The sequence below is a fragment of the Paraburkholderia edwinii genome (genome assembly GCF_019428685.1).
In the GTDB taxonomy this organism is placed as follows: Bacteria; Pseudomonadota; Gammaproteobacteria; order Burkholderiales; family Burkholderiaceae; genus Paraburkholderia; species Paraburkholderia edwinii.
Window position 1 is genome coordinate 3,716,150 of sequence record NZ_CP080095.1, and the last position, 25,693, is coordinate 3,741,842.

The following is a 25,693-nucleotide window of genomic DNA, read 5'->3' on the forward strand; positions in this document are numbered from 1 at the left end:
TAATTGGAGAAACATCATGGCAAAGGGCCAACTGCGCGGCAATCGTGAGGCGAAAAAGCCTAAACAGCCCAAAAAGGTACCGTCTCCTGCGGCGGATCTGTCCTGGCCGACAGCCCCGAAGACTGCCAGCTCACCAGCAAAGAAAAAGTAACCAACACCGAGGACGCAGCCTCGGGGTCTGCACCTCCTGAAATCTCTCTTCCCCGCGCATCGCCTGTACTAGTGCAATACGGGTCGACCTAGGGCCAGCCCATTTCCTCCTGGTTACTGGATCTATCGCGCGACACGCGCGTCGTGCCGCACGCGAGAGCAATGGTCGGGCATACGCCGTTTTCGTCGGTTGCGAGGCTGCACGGGCGGTTGTACCGGAGTTCGTCATACCGGCAATCCGTGCTCGCGCCCTCGGATCATCGTAACGATGACGACCAGCACACCTTTTAACAGCATCGCCCGCGAGGCCTTTTGCCCCGTCCGATCGAGTCACCTAACCGCAGAAAAAGGGCTCTGTGAACACATTGCTTCAGTACGCGGTGCGATTTCGATCGCGCTCGCCGCCGTGGACGGACACCGCGCCAGTGCGTGACGAACTATTTGGCGTCGAGCGTCTTGAGCAGCACGCGCAGAGCCTCGCCGCCTCCCAACCGGTAACGAATAAACCACCCGTCGTACTGGCTCTGCACATGCGGCTCAACGACAACGCCGCAGTCCTGCTCGCAGCTTACCGCGCGAGTGCCGCAGAACTGGAGAGTGGCCGGGGCGTGGAGCCTGCAGCCGAATGGCTGCTCGACAACTATCACCTCGTCGAAGAACAGATTCGCGAGATTCGCGAAGACCTCCCGCCAGGCTACTACCGTCAGTTGCCGAAGCTCGCCGCGGGTCCGTTCGCCGGCTATCCGCGCGTATTCGGTCTTGCTTGGGCGTTCGTAGCCCATACCGACAGTCACTTCGACCCGCAGGTGCTGCGCCGTTTTATCGACGCCTACCAACGGATCCAGCCGCTGACGATCGGCGAATTGTGGGCGGTGGCGATCACGCTGCGCATCGTGCTGATCGAGAACCTGCGACGTCTCGCCGACCAGATGACCGCGGGCCGCACCGCGCATGCGGATGCCGACGCGCTCACTGACCGTCTGCTCGAATCGGGCAACGCGCGTACCGCACTGGAAGCGGATATCGCTTCACGTTCATCGGGCGCGTTGTCGGAGCCGTTTGCCGCGCAACTCGCTAAACGGCTGCGTGATCAGGATCCACGTACCACGCCGGCGCTGGGCTGGCTGGAAGAGCGGCTGAAGTGCCAGGGTCTTTCCGTCGATGAGGTCGTGCAGCACGCGCAGCAACACCAGGGCGCATCGAACGTCACGGTGCGCAATGTGATTACCAGCATTCGCCTGATTTCCGACATCGACTGGACAGAACTGTTCGAGAGTATGAGCCTTGTCGACGCGCGCCTGCGCGAAGGCAGCACGTTCGGCACGATGGATTTCCCGACGCGCAATCTCTACCGCAGCGCGATCGAGCAACTGGCGCGCGGTTCATCCGTGAATGAACTCGACGTGGCCGATCTCGCGCTGCAGTCGGCGCAAGCGGCGATTGCAGCAGCGGGCGATATGGAACGTGCGGGACGTGCCGGGGAGCCTGGCTATCATCTGATCGCCGAGGGCCGGCGCGCGCTCGAGTCTGCATTGAATTTTCGACCGCCGCCGCGTTTGAGAATCACGCGATTCAGTGTCCATCTCGGCATCGGCGGCTACGTCGGCACAATCCTGGCGGCTGCCACGATGCTCGTGGCGCTGACCTTGTGGGTAGTGTGGACGCTGTGGACGACACCACCGCAAGGCACCGACGCGTGGTTACTCGCGTTGTTTGCCGCATGCGCATTCCTGCCTGCTACGGAGGTCGCGACCGCGCTCGCTAATCGCGCGGTGACATGGGGTTTCGGCGCAGTCACGTTACCCGGGCTCGAACTGACGGCGGGCGTGCCGTCATCGCTGCGCACGCTGGTCGCCGTGCCGACGCTTCTGAGCAGCGAGGCCGAGTTACGCGAGCAGATCGAACGTCTCGAGGTGCACCATCTCGCGGGCGGTGGCGGCGACCTGTCGTTCGCGTTGCTGGCCGACGGGCTAGACGCTGATGAGGAAGTGCTGCCAGGCGATGCGCCTCTGCTCGCCGTCGCTGTCGACGCCATCGACGCACTGAACCGTCGGCACGGACAGGGCCCCGGGGGCAGCCGTTTCCTGTTGCTGCACCGCCGTCGCGTGTACAACGCGAGCGAGAACAAATGGATGGGCTGGGAACGCAAACGCGGCAAGTTGCACGAACTCAACCGGTTGCTGCGCGGCGCGACCGATACGAATTTTGTGCCCGTCGCGGGGCGCGCACCGCAGGTGCCGTCAGGGGTACGCTACGTCATCACACTCGATGCCGACACGCGTCTGCCGCGCGATGCCGCGCTGCGCCTGATCGGCAAGATGGCGCATCCGCTGAACCGGCCGCAATTCAGCGAAACCAAGCAGCGGGTGGTTAACGGCTATGCGATCCTGCAACCGCGCGTAACGCCATCGCTGCCCGTTGGCCAGGAAGGGTCGCTCTATCAGCGTGTGTTCTCCGGTCCAGGCGGGATGGACCCGTATGCGGCGGCCGTATCCGACGTCTATCAGGACCTCTTTGGCGAGGGTTCGTTTACCGGTAAAGGCATCTACGACGTCGATGCATTCGAAGCGACGTTGCGCGGGCGCGTGCCGGAAAACGCACTGCTCAGTCACGATCTGTTCGAAGGCATTTTTGCGCGCGCGGGCCTTGCATCCGATGTCGAGGTAGTCGAGGAAGTGCCGTCGCGTTACGACGTCACGTCAAAACGCCAGCATCGCTGGACGCGCGGCGACTGGCAGTTGCTGCCGTGGATCGTCGGGCATCGGGGCTGTGGCCAGACAGCGATGCCGTCCATCGGCCGCTTCAAGATGCTCGACAATCTGCGCCGCTCGCTACTCGCCCCCACGATGGTCGCTGCGTTCGCGCTGTGCTGGTTGATGCCGGTCCGCGCCGGTTTCGCGGGAATCCTGGCGTTGTCAGGCGCGCTCGCCGTTCCCGCGTTTCTGCCGACACTATTCGCGATCCTGCCGCGACGTGCAGGGATTCGCCTGCGCAATCACTTTCGCGTCCTCGCTGCCGACGTGCGGCTTGCTGCGCTGCAAATCGTTTTATCGGCCGCATTCGTTGCCGATCACGCATGGCGCATGGGTGATGCGATCGTCCGGACGCTGGTGCGCCTGTTCGTCACACATCGCCGCCTGCTCGAGTGGACGACGGCGGCCCAGTCGAAGGCCAGCCCGCGCCTGGATCTGAGCGGCTTTTATCGGCAGATGAGCGGCGGTATCACGCTCGCAGTCGCGTTGTGCGCCAGTGCGCTCGCCGTTGAGCCGGCACATTGGCCGCTCGTGCTGCCGTTTGCGTTGCTGTGGCTGGCCGCACCGGCGCTTGCATTGTGGTCGAGCCGTTCGCCAGCGGTTGCGGGGCGATTTGCGATGTCCGACGAGGACGCTCAGGGCCTGCGCCTGATCGCGCGGCGCACCTGGCGCTTCTTCGAGACCTTTGTTACGCCGCTCGAAAACATGCTGCCACCCGATAATTTTCAGGAAGACCCGAAGCCGGTCGTCGCGCAGCGCACCTCGCCGACCAACCTCGGGCTGTATCTGCTCTCGGCGGTCGTCGCGCGAGATTTCGGCTGGGCGGGGACGGTGGAAACCGTCGATCGAATTGAAGCCGCATTTGTCTCGATGCAGAAACTTCCGCGTTTCAGGGGCCATTTCTACAACTGGTACGACACGCGGGACCTGCGGGCCCTCGCGCCCGTGTATGTGTCGTCAGTCGATAGCGGCAATCTCGCCGGCCATCTGATCGCGCTCGCCAACGCGTGCGAGGAGTGGCTGCAAGCGCCGCTTGCGTCGGCTGCCAGATCCGGAATACGCGACAACCTGCAACTCGCGCGCGAGGCGGTCGACTCGCTGCCAGCGGCAAACGCGGAGCATGGCAAACAGCTCGTCGAAATTTTCGAGGAAATCGATGCGCACCTGCGTGGCCCGCAGATGCTTGACTCGTTGTCGCCGTCGCTGATCCGGCTAACGAAGAAAGCCGGGCAGACGACGCGCGCGATCATGCCGGCCAGCGGCGATGACAGTTACGCGGATCTGATGTTCTGGATCGAAGCCTTGCATCGCAGTGTGAGCGAACACAGTCGCGACCGGCAGCAACTTGGCGCCGTGCCACAGCTTTTGCAAGCACGTCTGCGCTCGATTGCCGACACGTCGCGCGAGATGGCGCTCGGCATGGACTTCGCGTTTCTGCTCGATCCGGATCGCAAGCTGCTGTCGATCGGCTATTCGCAGGCGGATAAGAGCCTCGATACGAGCTGCTACGACCTGCTTGCGTCCGAAGCGCGGCTAGCGAGCCTGTTTGCCATCGCCAAGGCAGACGTGACGACGCGACACTGGTTTCGCCTGGGTCGCGCCGCGACGCCGGTCGGCAAGGGTTCCGCACTGATTTCGTGGTCGGGGTCGATGTTCGAGTATCTGATGCCGTCGCTGGTGATGCGTGCGCCGGTCGGCAGTCTGCTTGAACAGACCAGCCGGCTGGTCGTAGAACGGCAGATCTCGTATGCACGGTCGCTCGGCATGCCATGGGGCATCTCGGAGTCCGCGTATCAGGCCCGCGACATCGAGTTCAACTATCAGTATTCGAACTTTGGCGTACCCGGCCTCGGCCTGAAACGCGGCCTCTCCGAAAACAGGGTCATCGCACCTTATGCGACGGGTCTGGCGACCATGGTCGCCCCGCGGGCCGCCCTCGAAAACTACACGCAACTCGCGAAACTGGGCGCATTGGGCCGCTACGGCTTTTACGAAGCGCTCGATTTCACCCGTACACGCCTGCCCGACGCGCAGCACTTCGCGATCGTCCGCAGTTTCATGGCTCACCATCAGGGCATGACGATCGTTGCAATCGCAAACACCTTGCTCGATGCAGTGATGCGAGTGCGCTTTCATCGCGAGCCGATGATCCAGGCGAGCGAACTGCTGCTGCAGGAACGCATGCCGCGCGACGTGGCCGTGGCGCATCCTCGCGCGGAGGAAGTGAATACGTCCGCTGTGGACACCTATGCGATGCCGCCGACGCTGCGGCGCATCGCCCACACGACGGCGGCCAGCGGGCCGCCAATTACGCATCTGCTGTCCAATGGACGGTATGTGGTGATGCTCACCGCCACCGGCGCCGGTTACAGCCGCTGGCGTGAACTCGCAATCACGCGCTGGCGAGAAGACGCCACCCGCGATCACTGGGGCTCGTTCATCTACCTGCGCGATACGCTGGACACCCAGGTGTGGTCTGCGAGCGCGCAACCGTGCGCGACGGAAGCCGAATACGGCGAAGTCGTGTTCGGCGAAGATCATGCGGAGTTTACGCGTCGCGACGGATCGCTGACCACGACGATGGACGTGCTGGTTTCTGGCGAAGCGGACGGCGAAGTTCGGCGTGTCTCGCTCGCGAACAGCGGGCGCAGCACGCGTGAGATCGAACTGACCTCATACATCGAACTTACACTGGCTACGCCGGCTGCCGACAACGCGCATCCGGCGTTTTCGCGAATGTTCGTGCAGACGGAGCATCTTGCCGAATTCGAAGCGCTGGTGGCGACGCGGCGTCCGCGCTCGCATGACGAGGCTCAGGTCTGGGTCGCGCATTTCGCCGTGGTCGAGGGCGAGATTGTCGCCGAACCTCAGTACGAAACGGATCGGCTACGCTTTCTGGGCCGCGGGGGAAATACCCGCATGGCCGCATCGACCGTCTGCAACCGTCCGCTCTCCAATACCACGGGTACGGTGCTCGATCCGGTCTTCTCGCTGCGCTATCGCGTGCAGGTACCGCCCGGCAAGGTGGTGCGCGTCACGTTCTGGACCGTGGTGGCCGGATCGCGCACGCAGTTGCTCGATCTCATCGACCAGCATCACGACCGCAACGCGTTCGATCGCGCCAAAACCCTCGCGTGGACGCAAGCTCAGGTGCAATTACGCTACCTCGACGTGGAGGTCGACGAGGCTGCGGACTTTCAGCGGCTCGCGGCGCCGATCCTGTATGCCGACCCGCGCTTCAGGGCGACGCCCGAGGCCATCGTGCGCGGCGCCGGCCCTCAATCGGCGTTGTGGCCGCACGGGATTTCGGGGGACCTGCCGATCGTGCTGCTGCGCATCGGCGATGTCGAAGATATCGCGCAGGTCCGGCAGCTATTGAAGGCACACGAATACTGGCGCATGAAGCGGCTGGCGGTCGATCTCGTGATCGTCAACGAACGGGCTTCGTCGTATATCCAGGAGTTGCAGGGGGCGATTGAAACTGCGGTGCGCAGCAGTCAGTCGCGACCACGCTTCGACGGCGAACTCGCGCAGGGTTCGATCTACGTGCTGCGTGCCGACCTGATGAGCACCGAGACCAGGGCGCTGCTGCTATCGGCCGCGCGTATTGCGCTGCTGGCGCGCCGCGGCGCCATCGCTGCCCAGCTTGGTTACCTGACGCAAATGCCGGCACGCTCACCCGCGCCTCGCCGGCAAAAAACACCGTGGTTATCGCCCCGGCAGGAGCCTCCTGATGCGTCCGCGGGGCCGACGCTCACCGCGGGCCTTGAGTTTTTTAATGGCTTGGGCGGCTTTGCCCGCAACGGCCATGAATACGTGACAGTGCTCGCTGCGCAGTCCAGCACACCGGCACCATGGATCAATGTGGTTGCCAACAGCGGTTTCGGCTTCCAGGTCGCTGCGGAAGGCACCGGTTATACGTGGGCCGAAAACAGCCGCGAAAATCAGCTCACACCATGGTCGAACGATCCCGTCGAAGACCCTGCTGGCGAAGCCATTTACGTGCGCGATGAAAGCACCGGCGACGTATGGACGCCCACTGCACAGCCGATTCGCGACGGCGGCGTGTACGTCGCGCGTCACGGGTACGGCTACAGCCGCTTCGAGCACGACGCGAACGGCATTGCACTCGGCTTGCTGCAATACGTGCCGCGGGCTGATCCGTTGAAGATTACCCGGCTGACATTACGCAATCTGTCCGGTCGCAGACGGCGGCTATCGGTTACGGCGTGGCTCGAATGGGTCCTCGGTACCTCGCGAGGCGCATCGGCACCGTTCGTCATGACGGAAATCGACTCGCTCACGGGGGCGATGCTGGCGCGTAATCCCTGGAATACCGCATTCGGTACGCGTATCGCATTCGCCGACCTGAGCGGCCGGCAAACGGCGTGGACGGCGAATCGCACGGAGTTCCTCGGCCGCCACGGCGACGCGGCCGCGCCTGCCGCATTGACTGGCAATGCGCCGCTGTCCGGCACGACCGGTGCGGGGCTCGACCCATGCGCCGCACTGCAAACTTTCGTCGAGCTGGGACCACACGAGACGTTCGAAGTGGTCGCGTTCGTCGGCCAATGCGCAAGCGTCGCCGATGCGCGGGCGCTGATCGAACGTTATCGCGCCGCAGACCTCGACGCAGTGCTTGCCGACGTGAAACGCCATTGGCAGAACGTGCTGGGCGCAATCCAGGTGAAGACGCCAGATCGGGCGATGGACCTGATGCTCAACGGCTGGCTGCTGTATCAGACGCTCGCCTGCCGCATCGAAGCACGCTCGGCGTTCTATCAGGCAAGCGGCGCATACGGGTTTCGCGACCAGTTGCAGGACATGATGGCGCTGACGCACGTGCGGCCCGACGAAACGCGGCGGCACCTGCTGCGTGCCGCGTCGCGGCAATTCGTCGAAGGCGACTTCCAGCATTGGTGGCTGCCACACTCGGGACAAGGTGTGCGCACGCGGATTTCCGACGACCGCCTGTGGCTCGCCTACGCGGCGGCGACGTATATCGGCTGCACAGGCGATCGCGCGGTGCTGGACGAGATCGTGCCTTTCCTCGACGGTCCGCTGCTGCAACCCGGCGAGCACGACACTTTCTTCCAGCCCATGCTAGCCGAGGACTCGGCTTCACTATTCGAACATTGCGCGCGTGGTCTCGATCAATGTATCGAATTGACTGGGGCGCACTGTTTGCCGCTCATGGGCACCGGTGACTGGAACGACGGGATGAACCGCGTCGGCGCAAACGGCAAGGGAGAAAGCGTCTGGCTCGGCTGGCTGCTGTTGCGCACGATTGAGCTGTTCGCGCCGTTTGCCCAATCCCACGATCCGGCACGCGGAGAGCGCTGGCGCGCACATGAGGTGTCGGTGCGCGACGCACTGGAGGGTAACGCATGGGATGGCGAATGGTACCGCCGTGCAACTTTTGACGACGGCAGCTGGCTCGGATCGAACACCAACGACGAATGCCGGATCGATTCGATTGCCCAGTCGTGGGCCGTACTGTCAGGCGCAGCCGATCCAGAGCGCGCGAAGCTTGCGATGGCCGCGCTGGACAAGCACCTGATCCGTCAGGATGAGAGGATTGCGTTGCTGTTCACGCCGCCGTTCGATAAGTCGTTGCGTGATCCCGGCTATATCAAGAGCTACCCGCCGGGGCTGCGCGAGAACGGCGGCCAGTATAGCCATGCGGCGATGTGGGCGATCTTCGCGTTCACGAAACTGCACGACGGCAACCGGGCCGCCCGTTTGTTTTCGCTGCTCAATCCGATCAATCACGCGCGTACGCCGATCGAGACCGAACGCTACAAGGTCGAGCCCTACGTGGTCGCGGCCGATGTCTACTCGGTCGCGCCACATGTCGGGCGCGGCGGTTGGACGTGGTACACAGGGTCGGCCGGATGGATGTACCGGGCGGGGGTCGAGGGCATTCTGGGGATTCGCAGGAAAGGAGATTTTCTGGTGGTGAATCCGTGTATTCCAGATTCGTGGCCAGGCTTTGAAGCGACGGTCTATGTGCATTCAACGCGCTACGACATTCGCGTGGAGTCAGCCCCGGGGCCTCGCGCGATGCATAGTGTGCTTGACAGTGAAGCTGTCGATTGCAGCGACGATGGTGTGTACGTGCCGCTTGATGCCCGCTCGCATAGGCTGTCGATTTCGTTGTGCACGGGTGTGGCCGAGAAAATGAACTCGCCCGAGCCAGCCGTGTGAGGTCCACGGAAGCCATTCGCACGATGGGTGATACGGGCCGCTCCGAAGAGACAAAGCCCGGCGAGGAGGTCGCTGAAACCCGATCTCCGTCGCCGGAGACCGCGCCCTTCAACTTTACAGCGGCTGAATGTTAGCCGCCTACAGACCCTTCGGCCCCTGCTTCGTTTCGAAGCTCACCTTCTGATTTTCGGCCAGCGTCCTAAAGCCATCGCCCGTAATTTCTGAGAAGTGAGCGAACAGGTCGTCGCCGCCCTTGTCCGGGGTGATGAAGCCAAAGCCTTTGCTGCCGCTGAACCATTTGACGGTACCGGTATCCATAAAAAACCCTTGAGAAAAATACGTAGATTTGCTCGATTAAAGCGCTCACGAAGCGTCAAGGAGGGAGCGGACAACGAATACCGCTGGGGAGCGATCAATTGATGAACAGCAATCGGACTTCTTGAACTTCCAAAGGCAGACTACCTGCCGCGTAGCGCCAGCGCGTTCGTCATCCTCGGCGACGGACACTCGTTAGGAAGCGGACGAAGGGTTCGCCGGGCTGGGATCTTCACCCCTGCGGCGTCGGGATAGCAGAGCCCGCCGCATTTACCACCCGGCCGAGTTATCGAACGGCTATCCCGGGCAGGCTTGCCAAGACTCGCTCAAGGGACGGTACGGCCGGGAATCGCTCCATGGGTTGCATCGCGTCGAAGCGGCAGGTTACCCGTCGATGGGCCGGCAGCCTCTTCGAACGGAGGCTGGTGACGAAAGCCCGCATGTCCCGAAACGATCGCGATAATTGCACCCACGATCAGGGCCGCAAACGAGAACCATGACGCGCGCGCCACATTGCGTGCGGCGGTGTCGGCCGCCTGGCGGACTTCAGCTTGCGCCTGTGGGCTGGACGCTTCCGATGTGGCAGAAGCAATTGCACCTTGGACCCGTTGCGTCAATGCGCTTGCCATCGATCCGTCGGCTCCGGATCTGTCCATCGTTGCGCCGACGGTCACCCCGGTCGACGCTACATTTCCAGCGACGTTCACCGCGCTGCCAAGCAGGGACGACGCTCCGTAGATGACCATCAGAATCATGACCGCCCAGGCAAGCAGCCCATGCAGCCATCCGAGTACGGGTGCACATCGACCCGCGAAGTAGGAACCGACAAAAACGGCGATCACCGTCATAACGATCAGGTACGCTCCCGAGGAGAAGCCGAAACCCTGCAACGGATTGAGCCGGGAAAGCGGTGCAAGCGCCGACATGCCAATCGCTGCGCCAAGCACGCTCAGGATCAGGTATGCGACAAGCGAGAGAATCACGCCTGCGAATACGGAGCCCCACGAGACGCGTGGTAGCCCACTTTGGGTGGTCAAAAGTTTCATGGATATGCCTGCCTGGTTTGAGGTCCGAAATATATTGAACGCAGCGTTTTCCGCGTTCTACCATAGCGAGCGCAACCGCCATACCCAATCCGCGGAGCCAATCTACCGCAGGGCGGTATCGGCCAGCAGCTTTACGTTAAGGGCCACGATCACCCCTGTCACAAGCCAGGCGAGCGTCTTGACCCAGGTGCGAATGACAAATACACCCATTTGCCGTTTGTCGGAGACGAACCGTACCAGTGGGATTACTGCAAACGGCAACTGCATGGAAAGGATTACCTGGCTTAACAGAAGCAGGTGCGCCGTGCCCTTGTCGCCGTAGATCGCCGTCACCACGACTACCGGTACGATCGCGATGCCACGGGTTGGGTGAGGAGGTGCCTCGACCAGGCCGGAATGCGCAGCTTCAGAAAGCCTTCCATGACGATTTGACCGGCAAGCGTTGCCGTGACCGTGGAATTCAATCCGGAGGCGAGCAGCGCAAGCGCGAACAACGTCGATGCAACGCCAATACCGAGCCGCGGCGACAGCAGTCGAAACGCTTCGCTAATTTCGGCCACATTGGTGTAGCCGGCCTTGTGAAAGGTCGACGCGGCAACGATCAGGATCGCCGCGTTAATAAAGCGCGCGAGCATCAACGCGATGGTGCTGTCGACGGTCGCCCAGCGTATCGCGTTGCGGCGCCCCGCTTCGGTTTCGGGTAGGCTCTGGTCTGCACGATCGACGAGTGCAGATACATTGTGCGGCATGACAGTCGCACCGATGATGCCGATGGCCAGGTAAAGCATTTCGGGGTTCGTGACGATTTCAGGCGACGGCACGAAGCCGCGCAGCACGGCAGCAACCGGAGGTGCGGCAGCTACGATCTGGAATGTGAAGCACAGGGCAATGACAAGCAGCAATGTGATGACGAATGCTTCAAGAAAGCGAAAACCCCGGCTCATGAGGACCAGCAAAAGAAAGGCGTCGAGCGCGGTAATGATCGCACCGGCTGTCAATGGAATGCCGAACAGTAGCCGCAGCGCGATCGCCGTGCCGATGACCTCCGCCAGATCGCACGCAATAATCGCTGCCTCGCGCGCGACCCATAATCCTAGATTGACGGGTCTCGAATAGTGCGCCCGGCACGCCCGCGCGAGGTCGCGCCCCGTCGCAACGCCGAGCCGTACCGACAGCGCCTGCAGCAAGATCGCCATCAGGTTCGATACCAGTATGACCGCAAACAGCGTATAGCCGAAGCGAGAACCGCCGGCGATATCCGTCGCCCAGTTGCCTGGATCCATGTAGCCGACAGAAATCAGGTAACCCGGGCTCGCAAACGGAAGAAAGCGCCCGACCCACGGACCTCGCCCTGGCACCCCAATAGACCAGTGCACCTCCGGCAAACTGCGGTCCATTGTCCATTGCCCGAATCCGGCGGAGCTGGACCCGGGGGCCCCGATCTCATCCTGCTGGCCCCTGCTGTTTAGCCTTGCACGCACTGAAGCCGACGTTCCAGCCCTGGACATATTGTGTGTCATAGTTAAAACGTGTCGCGTCCCTCACGAGCTTGAACTTTGGATCGCCCGCGGCGAAGTATCCGCTTTGGCAGCCATCCTTGTAGCCCTCGACATACGCGGGCGACCGGCCTTCTTTCCGCAACTGTGCGGTCGCTGGGTCCGGGTCGGTCTGACAGCCCAACAACGCCGTCGACATCAAGACTCCAGACAAAACCAGATGTCGCCGCTTCATGATGGCCCCCATCGATTCAGGACAATGATCGGCTGAGGCCAGCGTTAGCCCTCAGCCGGCTGTTGCTCACGTCCACCCGCCGATGGAAAACATGAGCGCAACCGTCCACACCAGCACCTGATAAGCAAGCATCCATTCTTTTTTCATGATGCGTTCCTGAAAACGCGCGCTATCCGGCCCCGGTGACGCGCGCCCGCACCGGTGCAGCTCACTTACCTAGCGCTTCGGCTGCAGCCTCCTCCTCAGCGAGGAGAGACAGCTTCTCGTCGGTCGCCTTTTCTTCCTTCAACGTCTGCAGCAGCAAGGTGACCGCATGCGTTTCTCCGAGCTGTTTCGCGAGCGCGATGATTGCACCATAGGCGGCAATCTCGTAATGCTCCACCTTTTGTGCGGCGCCAATCAGTCCGGCATCGAGGACCGGCCCACGCTCGACGCCATCGATGAGCTCCTGACCTTCCTCGACCAGCCCTTCCATCGCGACGCATTTGACCCGTTTGAGTCGGATCTCGCAAGATTCAACAACCTGGTCCAGCCGCTCGATCTGGCCTCGCGTTTCGTCCAAGTGAGTCAGAAAGGCCGCGCTCAGATCGGGATTTGTGGCCGCGCGGGCAAGCTTCGGCAGTGACTTTGTCATCTGCTTCTCCGCGCTGTATATGTCGGATAGCGAATGGATGAACAGATCGCTAATAGTCTTGATGGTCATGGCTGACTCCGTGAACTGAAAAATCGATATGTGATGCAGATACTGGTCCGATTTGTCGCCAACCCTGGGCCGGTCGACAATCGCCTCAGTGTCGAAAACAGCTTTGCGTCCGGTCACTTCAGGTCATCGGAAACTGCCTCTGCACTTCCGAGTTCCGCGCCGGTCATCGGGTCACTGTCCTGATCCGACTGAAGACGCGCCGTCATGGCCGACAGTGATGCTTCCTCTTTGGCATCGAGGTTGACCCAGGCGTTACCGTCCCCGCCATCCACCGCGGGTTCGCCATCCTTCATCACGAGCCCGGTGCCGCTGTTCCAGGGCGCTCCAACCACCTCACCGCCGTGCGACATCTTGAAGTAGGTACTCGCGAATTCGGGCATCGGTGCCAGCTTGCCCGACGGGAAATTGGGCGATATCGCATACAGCGCTTTTTCGAACGATTTCTGGTGCGAAACTTCGCGCGTCATCAGAAAGCCCAGCGCATCGCGGATACCCGGATCGTCTGTGACGTTGATCAGTCGCTCATAGAGAATTTTCGCGCGAGCCTCTGCCGCGATGTTCGAGCGCAGATCGGCGGTCGGCTCACCGATCGTGTCGATGTAGGCGGCCGTCCACGGCACGCCTCCTGAATTGGTCAACGCGGGGCCACCACCGTGCAGGAGCTGGGTGACGTGGCTATCGTTGCCGGCGGCATTCAGCTTTCGGTACAGCTCTGCCTGCTCGTCCACCGCTTCGGCGAGCTCGCCTTTCGCGCCGCGGTTGAGCATCGCCACGATCGAGCCGATGATTTCCAGGTGACTGAGCTCCTCCGTCGCGATGTCGTAAAGCATGTCCTTGCGGCCCGGATCTTCCTCGGCTACCGCCTGGGTGAAGTAGCGCATCGCGGCGGCAAGCTCGCCCTGCGGACCGCCGAACTGCTCGAGCATCAGATTTGCGAGACCGGGATTGGTCGTGCCTACTCGCACCGTGTACTGCAGCAGCCTGTTGTGCATGAACATGAGAGTCTCCGTTTCAGTGAATGCCAGCAACACAGCGCATGGGGTATGCCTGCGAGGACGCGGTCTACCACTAAATCAGGCATGCCACGCACGTTGAGGATGCGTCACAAGGCGCGCAAACGGTCATGTCCTCATAGCAACAGCAAGACAGGCATGGATCGAGGCGATTCAGACGAACCGAAGCATGGTCATCAGCGCAAACGCCCACGAAGTTATTTTTTTGAAGAAGCTGACGGGCGTGGCAGCAACACGATGCCAGCGACATATGGTGGTAATGCTATCGCAGCAAAATATTCTCGGTGTACTCTGCAGAACTGATGAAAGGAGAATCTCCATATCCGTTTTCTGGACAGGCCGAGCACGCCTGAAATGGGCGCATTTGCATCGGGCGTGCTGTTTCTACATTGTTTGCCGGTAACGCCTGAGTGTCCCTGCCTGACTCACCTCGGGTCGAAATGAGGTGACCAGTCCTTAACCGTCCGCGCAAATCTGGATTTCACCAGTCTGAATTCGTGAGGGGCGCAATCAACGACGCGTTCGGCGCTTTCGTGGTTTCGGCGATGTCACGCTGCAATCCAGAAATTGCTGCCTCCCCTTCGCGACTGATGCGACTCGCCCTCGTGCGGCTCCGATCGCGGCATGTGTACCGCTAGCCACATGCTTAGGAAAAGATTTTTCTTCGTCCATGGATTCTTCGTGACGGGTCGCCTCTGGAACCAAAGCTTGTTGAAATGGTTGAATGACCCGTCGACGCGACGAAGGTATGCGGTCATTTAACGACGCCCTTCCGATGAAGGGCAGAAGGTCTGAAGCCAGGTGTCCGCGTGGACACATGCACTCAGACCTTGATGACAGAGAAATCGGACCTGCGAAGCAGACTGGTGGTTGGGGAACGACGGGATGGTCGGCGGGAATTTGACGAAGACGCGGTGCGCGACCTGGTGACACTGAGTCTGAGGCCCGGCGTATCGGTCGCGCGCACGGCCATGGATCACGACGTCAATCCCAACCAGTTGCGCTGGTGGATTACATGCGATGCAGCAACAGGTTGCGCGCGCGTCTGGAGATCCTGGCCCTTCTGAGCCGATGGTGATCGACGATGCCGCGCGACGTTGCGAGCGCGGCGCATTAAAATTCCTAACAGTTTGGGCGCGTGCGTGCAGCACGTGATCATGCACAATCTGCGCCGCCTTGAGGGGCGCCGACGGATTGTGCGACAACCGGTTGAAGCCGCACCAATATCGCACATTGATCTAGTTTTCTGGTGGTGCCGTGCCGTGGATGGCGTCCGTCACGAAACTTCGTTGAGAAACCGGCAGGCAGGACAATTGGCCTTCGTACCGGGCCGCAAGTTCGTGTGCAACGGCCAGCGTGATAAACGCGGAGCGCGTCATGTGACGTTCTCTGGCTACCAGATCGACCTGCTGCAGCAGAGTGTCGAGCAGGTTGACCTGAATGCCAACGGCTTGCGAGGTAACCCGTGCAAGATTGATGTCGACAAACATCCAGATTCCTTCCCCGTCGTCCATCTCGTGCGCCTGCAACTCTGACGTACTGCACGTCGGAGCGGGTATGAGCTGTTCGCTACGGTCATACATCAGTTCGACGGCCTGCTTCGCCTCGGTCTTTAATTCGTACATTGACTCACCGTGCGCAACGGCACGGGGGAAATCGGGGAAACTGGCGCGAAAGCTGGTGTCGCCTGTGCGGTGTACATAAAGCGGATATTGCATGATTTGCTCCACGCGAGCTGCGGGCTGACTGGCATTCAATGTGTCAGAGCCTGCTCGCCTGAACCTTGCCATCGACGATATCCTGCCCGAATTGAATCGCGAGGTCGGTGGCATCACCCGCGCCGGACAGACTTGCTCTAGTCGCATGACGCCACACTTTGGCCTCGCCGGATTGAGTGGCGTCAATTCGCACGACGGACAAGAACTGACGCGAACCTTTGGTATACGCGTCGGATGCAGCGGGAACTGCTGACGAGTACGCAAATAGCCGTACCGTCTGCACTCGATGGTCGGCATGGTCGGGATGACGCGCTCCATAGCGGTGCTGACCGACATTGAACCGAATCCATCCAAGGGCAAAAAAAGCTTCCCACGGTTGCATCTGAACGACTTCACAATGCGCTTGGTGGCGCCACAAAGCAATCAAAATCAAAAGAAGGGACCGGCGGAACGTGATGCAATGCATCCGTATCCGCAAAGCCAAAGCAGACATGCCTTCAGAAATAACGATATAACACCCGAACAGTTCAGCAACGCACGCCCGCTAGCGGCACTCCGTAACGTCCAAAGCATAGACGAATTTTCCAGCCATGCGATCGCACTTTTGCAGCTGTGACGGAACATCATCCTGCCACTCCCAGCGCCCACCGTTATGCCCCTCATGACTGTGGTAGTTCACGGGTCGTCCTTCGAGATGTGCACCACACTGTCGGGGCAACGAGTCTGAAAAATACGCGAGCGGCAGAGCGATGCTCTGGTGGTACAAGCAGAAGAACCAAATGACGTCAGCGACGCCATCGTCGTAAAGACCGGCACGCACGGGACTTTCCCTGCGCGCTCCATACCACCGCAAGGGTGTCTGCGTCGGGGACGCGAACTGCAACGCTGAAGTTGTTCAGGATCGTCGCCCAGCCGGGTCCGGCGAGTTGTATGCGCGCGAAGTCGAAACGCACACCCGGTGGGTCATTCAATCGCGTTGGAGTGCCCAGGGAAATCATCGAACACTCCCGTGTCGGGATAGCACCAGTTCCTATCCCTACCCCTGTAGTCTTTAGTGCAGGCGTCATCGTCGACTCGTGTGATTAATTGATCGTGCTGCGTCTCTGAAGATGTGACCGCTGCCTCGGTGCCCTCGACCGGCACGAGATCGCAAAACGTATTCGCTGCGACCGAGAGGTTTCGACGAGACATTACCGCATTTAAGGGCGGTTTTTCCGAGGTGCGAATGCGCCGTCATTCACTGCGGAAGACAGGATGCAGGTAGTTCTCTTTTACACCGCAAGACGCTCGATTTCGTCGAATAGCATGAGAAGTCGGGCCACACGGGTCCTGCCATCGGATAGCAGACGCTGGTGCGCGGAAAGTGAAACAATACGACGACGCCAGTACCGTAGTCCAAGCGGGCTGTCCGGCGCAAGAAGTGGAACCACATATTCAAGGTGCGCCAGTTCGTCTTCGAATTGAGTGTGCAGCATTTTGTTCCCCAGCAGCTATGTCGTGTCCGCAACGATTGTCGACTGACTGCGGTTGAATGTCTGCCCGCTACCGTACAAGTACCGTACAAAGTATGAGGTAGTACCCAACCCTCATGCGCATTTTTTGATGCCACACCACACAGGTCGACAAGCGGTACGACACCGTACAGACAAGCCGCCCGCTGCTCACTACGCTAAGTTCTCAAAGGTAGTTTCAGGGAACACCATGACTTACGCGATTTGGGGCATCTTGACAGCCATGATGTTGATTTTCTCGGTCTCCTTTTACCGGTATCGGAAAAGCGTAGCGCGAAAGCAGGAAATTCGCTGGTTGAGCGAGCACCACGTGCTCGACCGGCTGCGCGATAGACTCGGTTTGTAGTCATGCTTCGCGTACGCGCAGCGAACCCGGATAGCCCGGATCTGCACGGAGCGATTTCCGGAAGCACCGGGCACGTGTCACGTTGTAAAGACTGGCGCTGGAGGAGTGGACGAAATGACCCTGAACTACGCAGGCAGGTCGCACGATGAAGCCGTCGCAGCGCGACACAAGCAGAAACAGAAGGCGCAGGAACAGGCGGGCGGCGTCATGGCTATAGAAGGCATGGAGGCCGACGCCGAGCATAGTTGCGGCGAGCTATCCGATCAGGGCAAGCAGGTATGGCGAACTGGAAGCGGAATCGACGGCGGCGGGAAGGAGTGATGCGATCTTGTCAATTCGACGTTAGGCGATGTCGGCAGATATTCTTTTCTGCTTTGAGGACGATCCCGTTGAGGAAGCTGAACGGATCATGCGCGAGCGTCACGTGCAGCGGCTCGCCGCCTTGGAGCGAGCGGACCAGCACCTGCTCGGGATCATTGCGCTCACCGCGTTGAGTGGCGGCGGCTCCGAACGGTGACCTTACGAGCCCGCCTTCCACAAGACGTTCATTGATCACAGCGGGCGTCCGCATCACACTGAACTGATGCGTGTGACCTTAGCCCAGGGCACTAAGGCAGAAGCCATCATCATCGAAGCAAATTCCCGGCACGCTGCGCGCACACATCGGCAGGGCCATTGGCAATCGGGCGTTCACGCTGAAAGGCCGCGTGGGGCAAGTGATCGGCAGGACCCAGGCTTCTTACGGTAGTGCGAGGCCCGCTTCAAACAACGCAAGTGAGCAGCCGCGCTTTGGCCGTCCGTCGGCACGACCGGTTCCAGGCTGCTGCGCTCGCGTAGCAGCCGACGCAGGCGACATCTAGAGAAGCAGGGAACGCGACGGTCGGATACCTTGCCGGTGGCTCCGGTCAGGAACTAGGCCTCGGTAGCGAACAATGTGAGACGCTGAGGCATCGGGTGTGACGTCAGTTGACGGCGTACATCCGTAAAAGCGAACCTTGAACGCTGGAAGCTTCGCGCGGACCAACATCAATAGTGGTGACTTGAAATGACCGTTTTCTTCGCAGCAGCCTTGGAATGGGTCGTAACCCTTTTCGTGATTCTCTCTTGCGTAGTGGCAGCGGGGACTGCTGCGCTGATTCTCATTAGCTACATAACCAGCCAACATAACCCGCCAACGTAACCCGCGTCATTCCTGAACCGAAACGCGGGCATGGCGGAACAGGTCGACTGCGACAGAAGGTCCAGTACCTCGACTCAATCTGCACATGTCAGTACGGGTCAGTTTCGTTTTAAAGCTTGTTCGACGATTTCTCGAGATTATTTGTCGGAGCCCATATGCAGCCTTGCGATGCCTGCCGCGACCAAGTTGGAAAGCCATCCAGCGTACCGCCGCACGGCGATCTCGCCGTTTCGGGTGTCAGCGCGTTCGGGCCGCCCGGCAACATGGCGAAGGTCAGAAGAAGATGGAACTGCACGGTCTGCGGCAACTGGATGTACCAAAACACGGCGGAGGGAGACCCACCGAACGAATGGGCTATTGGCCAACGACCGGCAGACTAGCTGGAAAAATGACGGCCATGCACTCTGCGTAGCGCCCGCCGGTGATGGCCAGCAAACGCACGACTCGGGCGACACCGATTCGTTCGCTGACAAGGACGGCGCGATGTCCTGTACGAATTCATGGGCCATCGAGTGTTGTGACGAAAACTTGACTGAAACGAGTGCGGCCGTTCCGCACACATGGCGATGGAGAGCGACATGCCGCATGAGCTTAGAACTGCTCATGATCTAGTTGAGATCGTGTTAATAGCACCCAGCGGCAGACGTGTCCGTTAGTTATTCTTCTGAACTAGAGGAAAGGTCCGACTCGCTCGTATCCCCGAGCCGCCACCAGAGGCGAAGCATCCTGGTGATGTGCATGTCGGATGCTAGTCCTCCTCCCGCAATCAGGCGTAGGCGTTGACAGCACGCCGGGTTGTATCGGTGTCTTTGCCCAGTGGCAAACTGAACATTCGCCGGTATTCCTGCGTGAATTGCTGGACGCCTTCATAGTCCACGGAAAACGCCGCGCGGCTGGCTCCTTCCGTTCCGATGTCATCAGTCCGCAGCCCCGACCGGCCGCAACTGCTTTCCCCCTCTCACCTCAGCCTCAAGGCCGGCGAAAAACAAAAGCGCCAATGCTACTCCCCGTCTTGTATGCAATGCGGTGATCGCACTAATCCGACGCGAATCACGCGACTTGCGGTTGGCTGACCGAATAGCCGACATCAAAATGGGCAAATAGCCCTAACGCGTCGAGTTTCGGCCACCTGTCATTGGCGAGCGAGCGTCGCTTCATGGCCCATGAACAGCCGCTCGTACATCGGGTCGCAGCGTCCGGAGTCAGGCTACGGATTAGTGACATTACTGATCTAGGGGCGATCGCAGACCGCGCGCGAGCCAACGAAAATTCACTCCAACTAGTGTGCCCAGTTATCGCGCGTCAACGATCGGCTGTGGTCACGACTGTTCTGGCCCGCAGGATATTCGTGTGAGTGGCGACCTCGCTGGTTACGACGTGCGCGAAGACGCCTTGGGATTTGCTACCGAATGGCGGATGGAATGGTTCGAACGACGCTGTGGCCGGCGAATGATGCGGTACATGAGGAGGCGCTCCTGGAAGTATAGTCACGCGCCTCTTGTCCGGACTGCGCGGCAGTGCCTCGATTATAGGCAGTTAAGTCTGCGCACGCCTGCGCCTGACCGAGCGGCACCATCGAGCGCTTGGTGAGCCTGGAAATATCGCTATACAAACTCTTCAAAGCGCGTAGGATGGATGCAGTCGACTGAGTGCCGAATGGAGCACCTGGCGACCATCAGCGGCGCTTTCGGCGATCCCTAACGGCACCTGTCAATGATCGGAGACCGTGCAACGCGGTCACTCTGTCAGCACTACCGATACTGCTCCACGCTCCTTTTCCTGTTTGCCGCCTCGCGCGGCGCGAGGTTATCCCATGACAGTCAAATTCCGCCTGTATCGCGGCCTGGAAATCTATCCGCTCGTCTTTCCCCGTCGCCCTACCCTATCCGGTCGTGGACACGACTACGAGGAGGGCTTCGATGCCGCCGTGCGCATTCAGGAGCCGACAGTAGAAAGTGTCCCGACGCGCAGCCGCGTCTTCAGACTCGTTACACAAAGCGCGTATCGAAACGCGGGAGACGCGCGGCGCGCATGCACGGCTTACGCGGAAGAGATGATCGACAACTGCCCGTCGGATGAGGCGATCTTTGAATGGAACATGGGCGAGTCCGTGAGCATCGAAACAGAACGGAATGCACAAGGCCGTCCTGCGCCGTCCAAACGCCCGATCTTTGCAGACTTCACACGGTGATCCGAATACCATGCAACTCACTCTCCCCAACTACCGCATCGACTCGACACCGCGCAGGGCCGATGGAGAATATATTGCGCATGCACGCATCACCGCCCATACCGCGGACGGCAGCGAAGCCGATGTCTTCATGAGCGGCGACCTTGCGGGCTTTGACCTGCGCGACGACGCTGTCCGTTACGCAACCGACTGGGCAAAAGCATGGCTCGAGAAGCGCCGCGGCTAGCGACGAATGCTGCGGTAACCATCGACGGCGGCGCACGCATCACTGACCGGCTGAAAATCACCAGCGTTCGTTAGGCCTGGGAGGGAGCATCGTGATGCAGGCGGCGCCCATTGCGCGATGTACATCGGCAACGCATCAAGAGATCAGAACGTGCTGGTTAATCAAGAGACCGTCGCCGTGCCCGTCGCGTAGGACATCGTTCGGCGCTCGATTTTGCGCGAGACGTTAGAAGACGAACTGATTATGGAAACCCTGTCATGCACGCCTTATCGCGGCTTTACGATCGACGTACATGTCGTTGCCAGTCAAGTCGTCTCTATCATCGCAGAAAACCTTCGTTAGTCGGTGTCCGGGCGGATTCCTGCTCTTCAAGCATCGTGCGGCTCCTGTTTCAAGACTCCCCGAAGAACTGAATGTGTCGGGCCGCCGTTCGGCTAATCGTGCAAATGCCTGCTCAACACCTAATGAGCACCGGACCGCGTCGGTATCACGCCAGCGCCGCCGAAAGCGATGAAGCTATTGCTGTACAAAAACACAGAAGCGCGTACGATGCGGAGGTCAGATATTTAACGTTTCCCTCGATCCGAGGCGTCGCGTACAGCTTCGCGGCGTCAGTGCGGCAATGCAGGGCGCAGCACCTGCATGCCGGACCAGTCCAGGCGATGTTGTGAGATCGTGGTCACAAAGGTACTCCGTGAACCGACGCGGCCGACGGCAAGGGGCGCAGTCGCGTTTTCATTCTCACTACTGGCGCGCCGTTTTGGACATTAGGTGATGCCTGACCAACAGGCAAAATTATCTGGGACCGCGACTGGCTGGCACCTTTTGTATGTACGTGACATGTACCGGACGGAGGCTGATCCAGGGCTCCCTGCTGCCGGCAGCGCGACACTGTGTGGAACGATCACAAACAGGTTGGAGCGTTCAGAGGGATTCAGCACGAGGGGAGCGTCTTCGTCGAGCGTTGCAAGCCGCGACGCGAGGATGTCGGCAATCGGTGTGGAGAGAGAAAATGCGCTTCAATTCCTCGATCTTGCAGATCGACGCGACGCCGCGCCGGATGGATGGTGAATATATGGCGCACGCAAGGAATCAGTTGCGGCAGCGACGGCGAAGGTCAGCAGGATATTTTCGTGAGTGGAGATCTTGCTGGCTTCCATATTCGGGAAGAAGCCGTCAGGTTCGCAACCGACTGGGCAATCGAATGGCTCGAACGACGCTACGGCTGATATGGAGCCGTCCATCCACCGTATTGGTGAAACTTCCCGATGGCGGTGGCGGGATGGGGCCCGTACGGTCAGACAGCCCGTCAACCGACGTGAACCAGGGCGTGCGTCGAATCCCTTACTATCTGGTCCTGCGCGCGGGGCACGAGTGCTACGTACTCGACGTGAGGCGCGATCTGATCCGTCGAGGCGCCAGCCAGCTGTTGAAGATATTCGCGCGGCGGCACGGTGCCGCACGGCCGATTGATGGAGCTGCCTGGGACGCGTTCTCGAGCACGCACGAGTTTTCGGCTGGGGAGCGAGCAACGCGCTGCATGTTCTCTTTAGTCGCAGGCAAGGAAACGTCACGTCAGCTCGACCTGCTGGCAATGCTTTGAAGCATTTATGGAGGCACAATACAGTCTAGCCGCGGGTGTCGACCCAGTTGCGTGCCCAACGACGTGAATATCTGAGGGCCTCACCTTCGCTGGCAAAGTAATCGAGCGAGTAAAACTCGAAAAGTTAGAGGATGCATCGGCATCGAACCGTTCAAGCATCAGGCTCGATGAGAAACAGCCGTCAGGCATGCGATGGACATACCATGTACCCGCGATACTTTCGTAGACTGAAAAGTTCAGTGAAGGTGGATATGAAGATTGAACTTGCGAGGCAGCCGGCGGACATCGGCCGAGTCAATTTAACTTTCCTAAGTACTTCAGCGACGCACGCTACGCGGTTAGCGGAGCCGGCCAATCAATTTCTCCGGAAGAGAGGATAGTACACCGGCCAGCCTTCGGATTGAAGATTGGGGTCATAAAATAAAGAATCCGAACTACAAGGCCTTACGGTCCCGCATTGCCCTCACGTCGAACTGATCGATTGCGTGGTACACCGCCCGCCGTGTGGCGAAAGAGGTGGACAGACATTAGCTGAAGGTCCCTTGCTGCAAGGTTACCAGTCTGGTGCTCCGCTCAGCTTCATCAACCTCCACGGAAGTAAAGCGCGCCGCTCGAGGTCTCACGGATCCATCGCGCAACGGCAACTGGCAGACGGCGTTTTAACCTGTCATCTGCTGCAGGTGTCCGGGTCGCTACCAGGAAACTGAATGACTGCCGTAATTTCCAAGCTAAACGAACCAGTGAGGTCGCGCTGCGGGGTTTTCGGCGGTCGAACGAAAACGCAGGCCTGCTGACGGAACTGCGTGCGCGGATGACTTACGACACGCCAAGCGCCGAGCGCAAGCGAAAAAGGCCGCAAAGGTGGCGAGACTGCGCAAGCAGACACGACGGTCGCAGCTACCGAAAAAGCCGCACTGACAGCCAAGCCGCAGTCCTGCGGGCGATGTAATATTTGAGCGATGTTGCGCCGGGAAATCACACCGGACAAGGAGCCAGCATGAACAAACACGACGTCATCAATCAGGTTTCGACGGCAACCAGCCAAAGCAAGTCGAGTACCTTGCAGACCGTCGACGCGATTCTCGATGCGGTCACACAGGCAGTATCGCGCGGCTAGCGGTTCAATTGCTCGGGTTTGGCACGTTTTCGTCAGGAGCGCGCCGAGCGGACGGGACGCAACCCGGCGACCGGTGCGCAAATGAAAATCCCTGCCGCCAAGACTGTCAGATTCTCAGCGGGAAAGGCGTTCAAGGAAACGGTTAATTCTTGACTTGTGCGCTCGATGATGCCGCGTATCGTCACGTGACAGACATAGACACTCGTCGGCGGGTAACCAGACCGTTGTGAGCGAAATGTGCGTCCAGCCTCAAGCGCGATGTCGACGCGCTCGCCTTCATTTATCTGCAAGCTTACGTGTCCAGGCTTTTTCTAGCGACGGTAATAATTAGCCATGCTAAAATTGTCCCCAGACAACCATGCCGACAATGCGAATTTCTGCACCAGGATACCTTCGCACGTGAACTTCGTCTCAAAGAAGCCACCGGATTCCGCGGTCGCGATACATGACGTGTAAGTGTCGATACCCTCAAGTGTCAGCGACGGCAAGCGGAACAGTTTGTCCACGTTGCCGACGCCCGGTTGAGCTGGCGGTGCAGGCAAGATGTCTGCCGGCAAATTCACATTTTCTGACTGAGTGATTTGTCCGTCGCCTTCGATGCGATGCAGGCACTTGCCCAGCAACTGTTGCTGGGCGAGCGTCTGCTTCAGATATTCCTGACCTGTACTGACGAGCGCAGCTTGACCGGCATGCCGATCATTGAGCCACCTTAGCGAACGCTCCACATTCTGCTCCAGCGCATACGCGCCTCTCAGTTGATGCAGAAGATTTTGCCTTTGATCGACCATAGTGACCTTGCGCATCTCGAACATGTGACGATACTGCTGCCATCTCCATTGCACTTTTCGGGCTACGAACTACGACGTTGCTCAGAACGAAACGCGGCGACGCGCGCTGGCGCACTCTATCGGCAACGTTGTCCGTTCGCCGGTCAGCGCGTCGAGGCTCGGAGCGTGTAGAGCCGCCGGTCGGCAGGAAAAGGGCGAGACAACGGGACACCGCGCAGGAAGCGGGTGATTGACGAGTAGCAATCGCACCTGCCATACTCATTAATTAAAAATATGCGTCACGCTGCGCGCGATCAAGCCATTTCTGGTAACACTTTGTGGGGACCATCTGCCAGGTTGAACTGAGCCCACCGAAGCAGCTTTGGATCGCGTCGACACACGTACGGCTATTTCGCGCCACCACAGTTGGTGCGACGGTGACGAGGGCTACTGCCGCCGCGGTCACGGCTTTGCATATTGGCGAACACCGGCGGGTGGGTCGTTCGGGGAGACGCGGAATGCTTTATTGTTCCTCGTGTGCCGTGGAACAAGGGCAACCTCACTGGACAAAAAGCTCCGTTGAAGCTGCTCGAGATGTGGCCATTCGGACGCGGCTGAAAATCTCATCGAACGTTCGCGAGTTCGCGATGTTCAATCTCGTGCTCCACAGCAAGCTTCGCGCATATGACCCGACACGTTTGCGTGCAGGATGTCTGTCACGGCAGTCATGTCGTATCCCGTGCCACAGTCATGCAGTAGAAAACGCAACGGCCAGTGCAATTCGAAATAACGGAGCCGACCGGGTTTAGGATCGAAGCGTGGAGTAAAGTCTGCCGACAATCTTTTCCCAAGCCGCGTACATACGTCGACCCATCTATTCATCTATTGGCGCATCTATCGACGCGTCAAGCGTCCATCTGGACGGCACTGCTAACGGTACTCGTACCATGCGACGCGTTAAAGCTTCGCTGATTTACCGCCGCGCCAAAAACCTTGGCGCGGTTCAGCCGCTCCTAGGGCTTGGCAAGCTTGAAAGCACCGTCCGCCATCTCGACATTGAGGTAGACGACGCATTCGAGATGGCTGTGCAAATCGAGGTCTGAAGCGGTGGCCGGC

The 25,693-nt window shown here is 60.0% G+C and carries 16 protein-coding genes and 4 pseudogenes; 11 read left to right on the top strand and 9 right to left on the bottom strand.

Translation table 11 applies throughout. The features are described from left to right. Positions 1-506 precede the first annotated feature (506 nt). Entirely contained in the window at positions 507-9,110 is an 8,604-nt protein-coding gene (locus tag KZJ38_RS16420; protein WP_219797225.1) for a glycoside hydrolase family 94 protein, read from the top strand. A 138-nt stretch (positions 9,111-9,248) separates the two neighbouring features. On the opposite strand, the gene KZJ38_RS16425 is transcribed toward KZJ38_RS16420, so the two are convergent. From KZJ38_RS16425 to KZJ38_RS16450, 7 genes are all read right to left on the bottom strand, one after another. Beyond that, a complete protein-coding gene (locus tag KZJ38_RS16425) occupies positions 9,249-9,428 on the bottom strand; it encodes a cold-shock protein (protein ID WP_219797227.1) in 180 nt (59 codons plus the stop codon). 323 nt (positions 9,429-9,751) lie between these two features. Beyond that, entirely contained in the window at positions 9,752-10,471 is a 720-nt protein-coding gene (locus tag KZJ38_RS16430; protein ID WP_219797228.1) for a YrzE family protein, read from the bottom strand. Between the two features lie 102 nt (positions 10,472-10,573). Then, complete coding sequence (locus KZJ38_RS36565) at positions 10,574-10,804, bottom strand: divalent metal cation transporter (RefSeq protein ID WP_246641504.1); 231 nt, start codon at positions 10,802-10,804, stop codon at positions 10,574-10,576. A 5-nt stretch (positions 10,805-10,809) separates the two neighbouring features. Next, entirely contained in the window at positions 10,810-11,868 is a 1,059-nt protein-coding gene (locus KZJ38_RS16435; protein ID WP_246641505.1) for an Nramp family divalent metal transporter, read from the bottom strand. Between the two features lie 46 nt (positions 11,869-11,914). Then, positions 11,915-12,166, bottom strand: coding sequence for a hypothetical protein (locus KZJ38_RS16440; protein ID WP_219797230.1), 252 nt, complete (start codon positions 12,164-12,166; stop codon positions 11,915-11,917). 244 nt (positions 12,167-12,410) lie between these two features. Next, positions 12,411-12,905 (bottom strand): YciE/YciF ferroxidase family protein, encoded by a 495-nt coding sequence (locus tag KZJ38_RS16445; protein ID WP_219797232.1) that lies wholly within the window; start codon positions 12,903-12,905, stop codon positions 12,411-12,413. 113 nt (positions 12,906-13,018) lie between these two features. Next, entirely contained in the window at positions 13,019-13,903 is an 885-nt protein-coding gene (locus tag KZJ38_RS16450; protein WP_219797234.1) for a manganese catalase family protein, read from the bottom strand. Positions 13,904-14,751: 848 nt separating this feature from the next. Between KZJ38_RS16450 and KZJ38_RS16455 the strand changes: the two genes are divergently transcribed. After that, entirely contained in the window at positions 14,752-14,985 is a 234-nt protein-coding gene (locus KZJ38_RS16455; protein ID WP_246641506.1) for a transposase, read from the top strand. A 171-nt stretch (positions 14,986-15,156) separates the two neighbouring features. On the opposite strand, the gene KZJ38_RS16460 is transcribed toward KZJ38_RS16455, so the two are convergent. After that, positions 15,157-15,636: a type II toxin-antitoxin system HicB family antitoxin gene (locus KZJ38_RS16460; RefSeq protein ID WP_219797236.1), complete on the bottom strand. Its 480-nt coding sequence runs from the start codon at positions 15,634-15,636 to the stop codon at positions 15,157-15,159. Positions 15,637-15,931: 295 nt separating this feature from the next. On the opposite strand from KZJ38_RS16460, the gene KZJ38_RS16465 reads away from it, so the two are divergent. The 8 genes and pseudogenes from KZJ38_RS16465 to KZJ38_RS16505 all read left to right on the top strand — a co-directional run bounded on the left by KZJ38_RS16465 (position 15,932) and on the right by KZJ38_RS16505 (position 23,963). Beyond that, complete coding sequence (locus KZJ38_RS16465; RefSeq protein WP_219797238.1) at positions 15,932-16,252, top strand: hypothetical protein; 321 nt, start codon at positions 15,932-15,934, stop codon at positions 16,250-16,252. Positions 16,253-17,607: 1,355 nt separating this feature from the next. Then, positions 17,608-17,814, top strand: coding sequence for a hypothetical protein (locus tag KZJ38_RS16470; RefSeq protein WP_219797240.1), 207 nt, complete (start codon positions 17,608-17,610; stop codon positions 17,812-17,814). A gap of 28 nt (positions 17,815-17,842) precedes the next feature. After that, positions 17,843-18,010 carry a CBS domain-containing protein gene (locus KZJ38_RS16475; protein WP_219797241.1) on the top strand — a complete coding sequence of 56 codons (168 nt, stop codon included), beginning with the start codon at positions 17,843-17,845 and terminating at the stop codon, positions 18,008-18,010. 2,476 nt (positions 18,011-20,486) lie between these two features. Further along, positions 20,487-20,864 carry a hypothetical protein gene (locus KZJ38_RS16480; RefSeq protein ID WP_246641507.1) on the top strand — a complete coding sequence of 126 codons (378 nt, stop codon included), beginning with the start codon at positions 20,487-20,489 and terminating at the stop codon, positions 20,862-20,864. Between the two features lie 10 nt (positions 20,865-20,874). Further along, the gene (locus KZJ38_RS16485) at positions 20,875-21,090 is read left to right on the top strand and encodes a hypothetical protein (RefSeq protein ID WP_219797243.1); all 216 of its coding nucleotides are present in this window, start codon (positions 20,875-20,877) and stop codon (positions 21,088-21,090) included. A 1,012-nt stretch (positions 21,091-22,102) separates the two neighbouring features. Continuing rightward, positions 22,103-22,319: pseudogene (locus tag KZJ38_RS16490) on the top strand (hypothetical protein). A 1,081-nt stretch (positions 22,320-23,400) separates the two neighbouring features. Further along, positions 23,401-23,611: pseudogene (gene rpsU, locus KZJ38_RS16500) on the top strand (30S ribosomal protein S21). Positions 23,612-23,690: 79 nt separating this feature from the next. Continuing rightward, positions 23,691-23,963 (top strand): annotated as a pseudogene (locus tag KZJ38_RS16505) (HU family DNA-binding protein). 158 nt (positions 23,964-24,121) lie between these two features. Here the strand turns inward: KZJ38_RS16505 and KZJ38_RS16510 are convergent. After that, positions 24,122-24,622 carry a hypothetical protein gene (locus KZJ38_RS16510; RefSeq protein ID WP_219797245.1) on the bottom strand — a complete coding sequence of 167 codons (501 nt, stop codon included), beginning with the start codon at positions 24,620-24,622 and terminating at the stop codon, positions 24,122-24,124. A 480-nt stretch (positions 24,623-25,102) separates the two neighbouring features. On the opposite strand from KZJ38_RS16510, the pseudogene KZJ38_RS36570 reads away from it, so the two are divergent. Further along, positions 25,103-25,680, top strand: a pseudogene (locus tag KZJ38_RS36570) (site-specific integrase). Positions 25,681-25,693 lie beyond the last annotated feature (13 nt).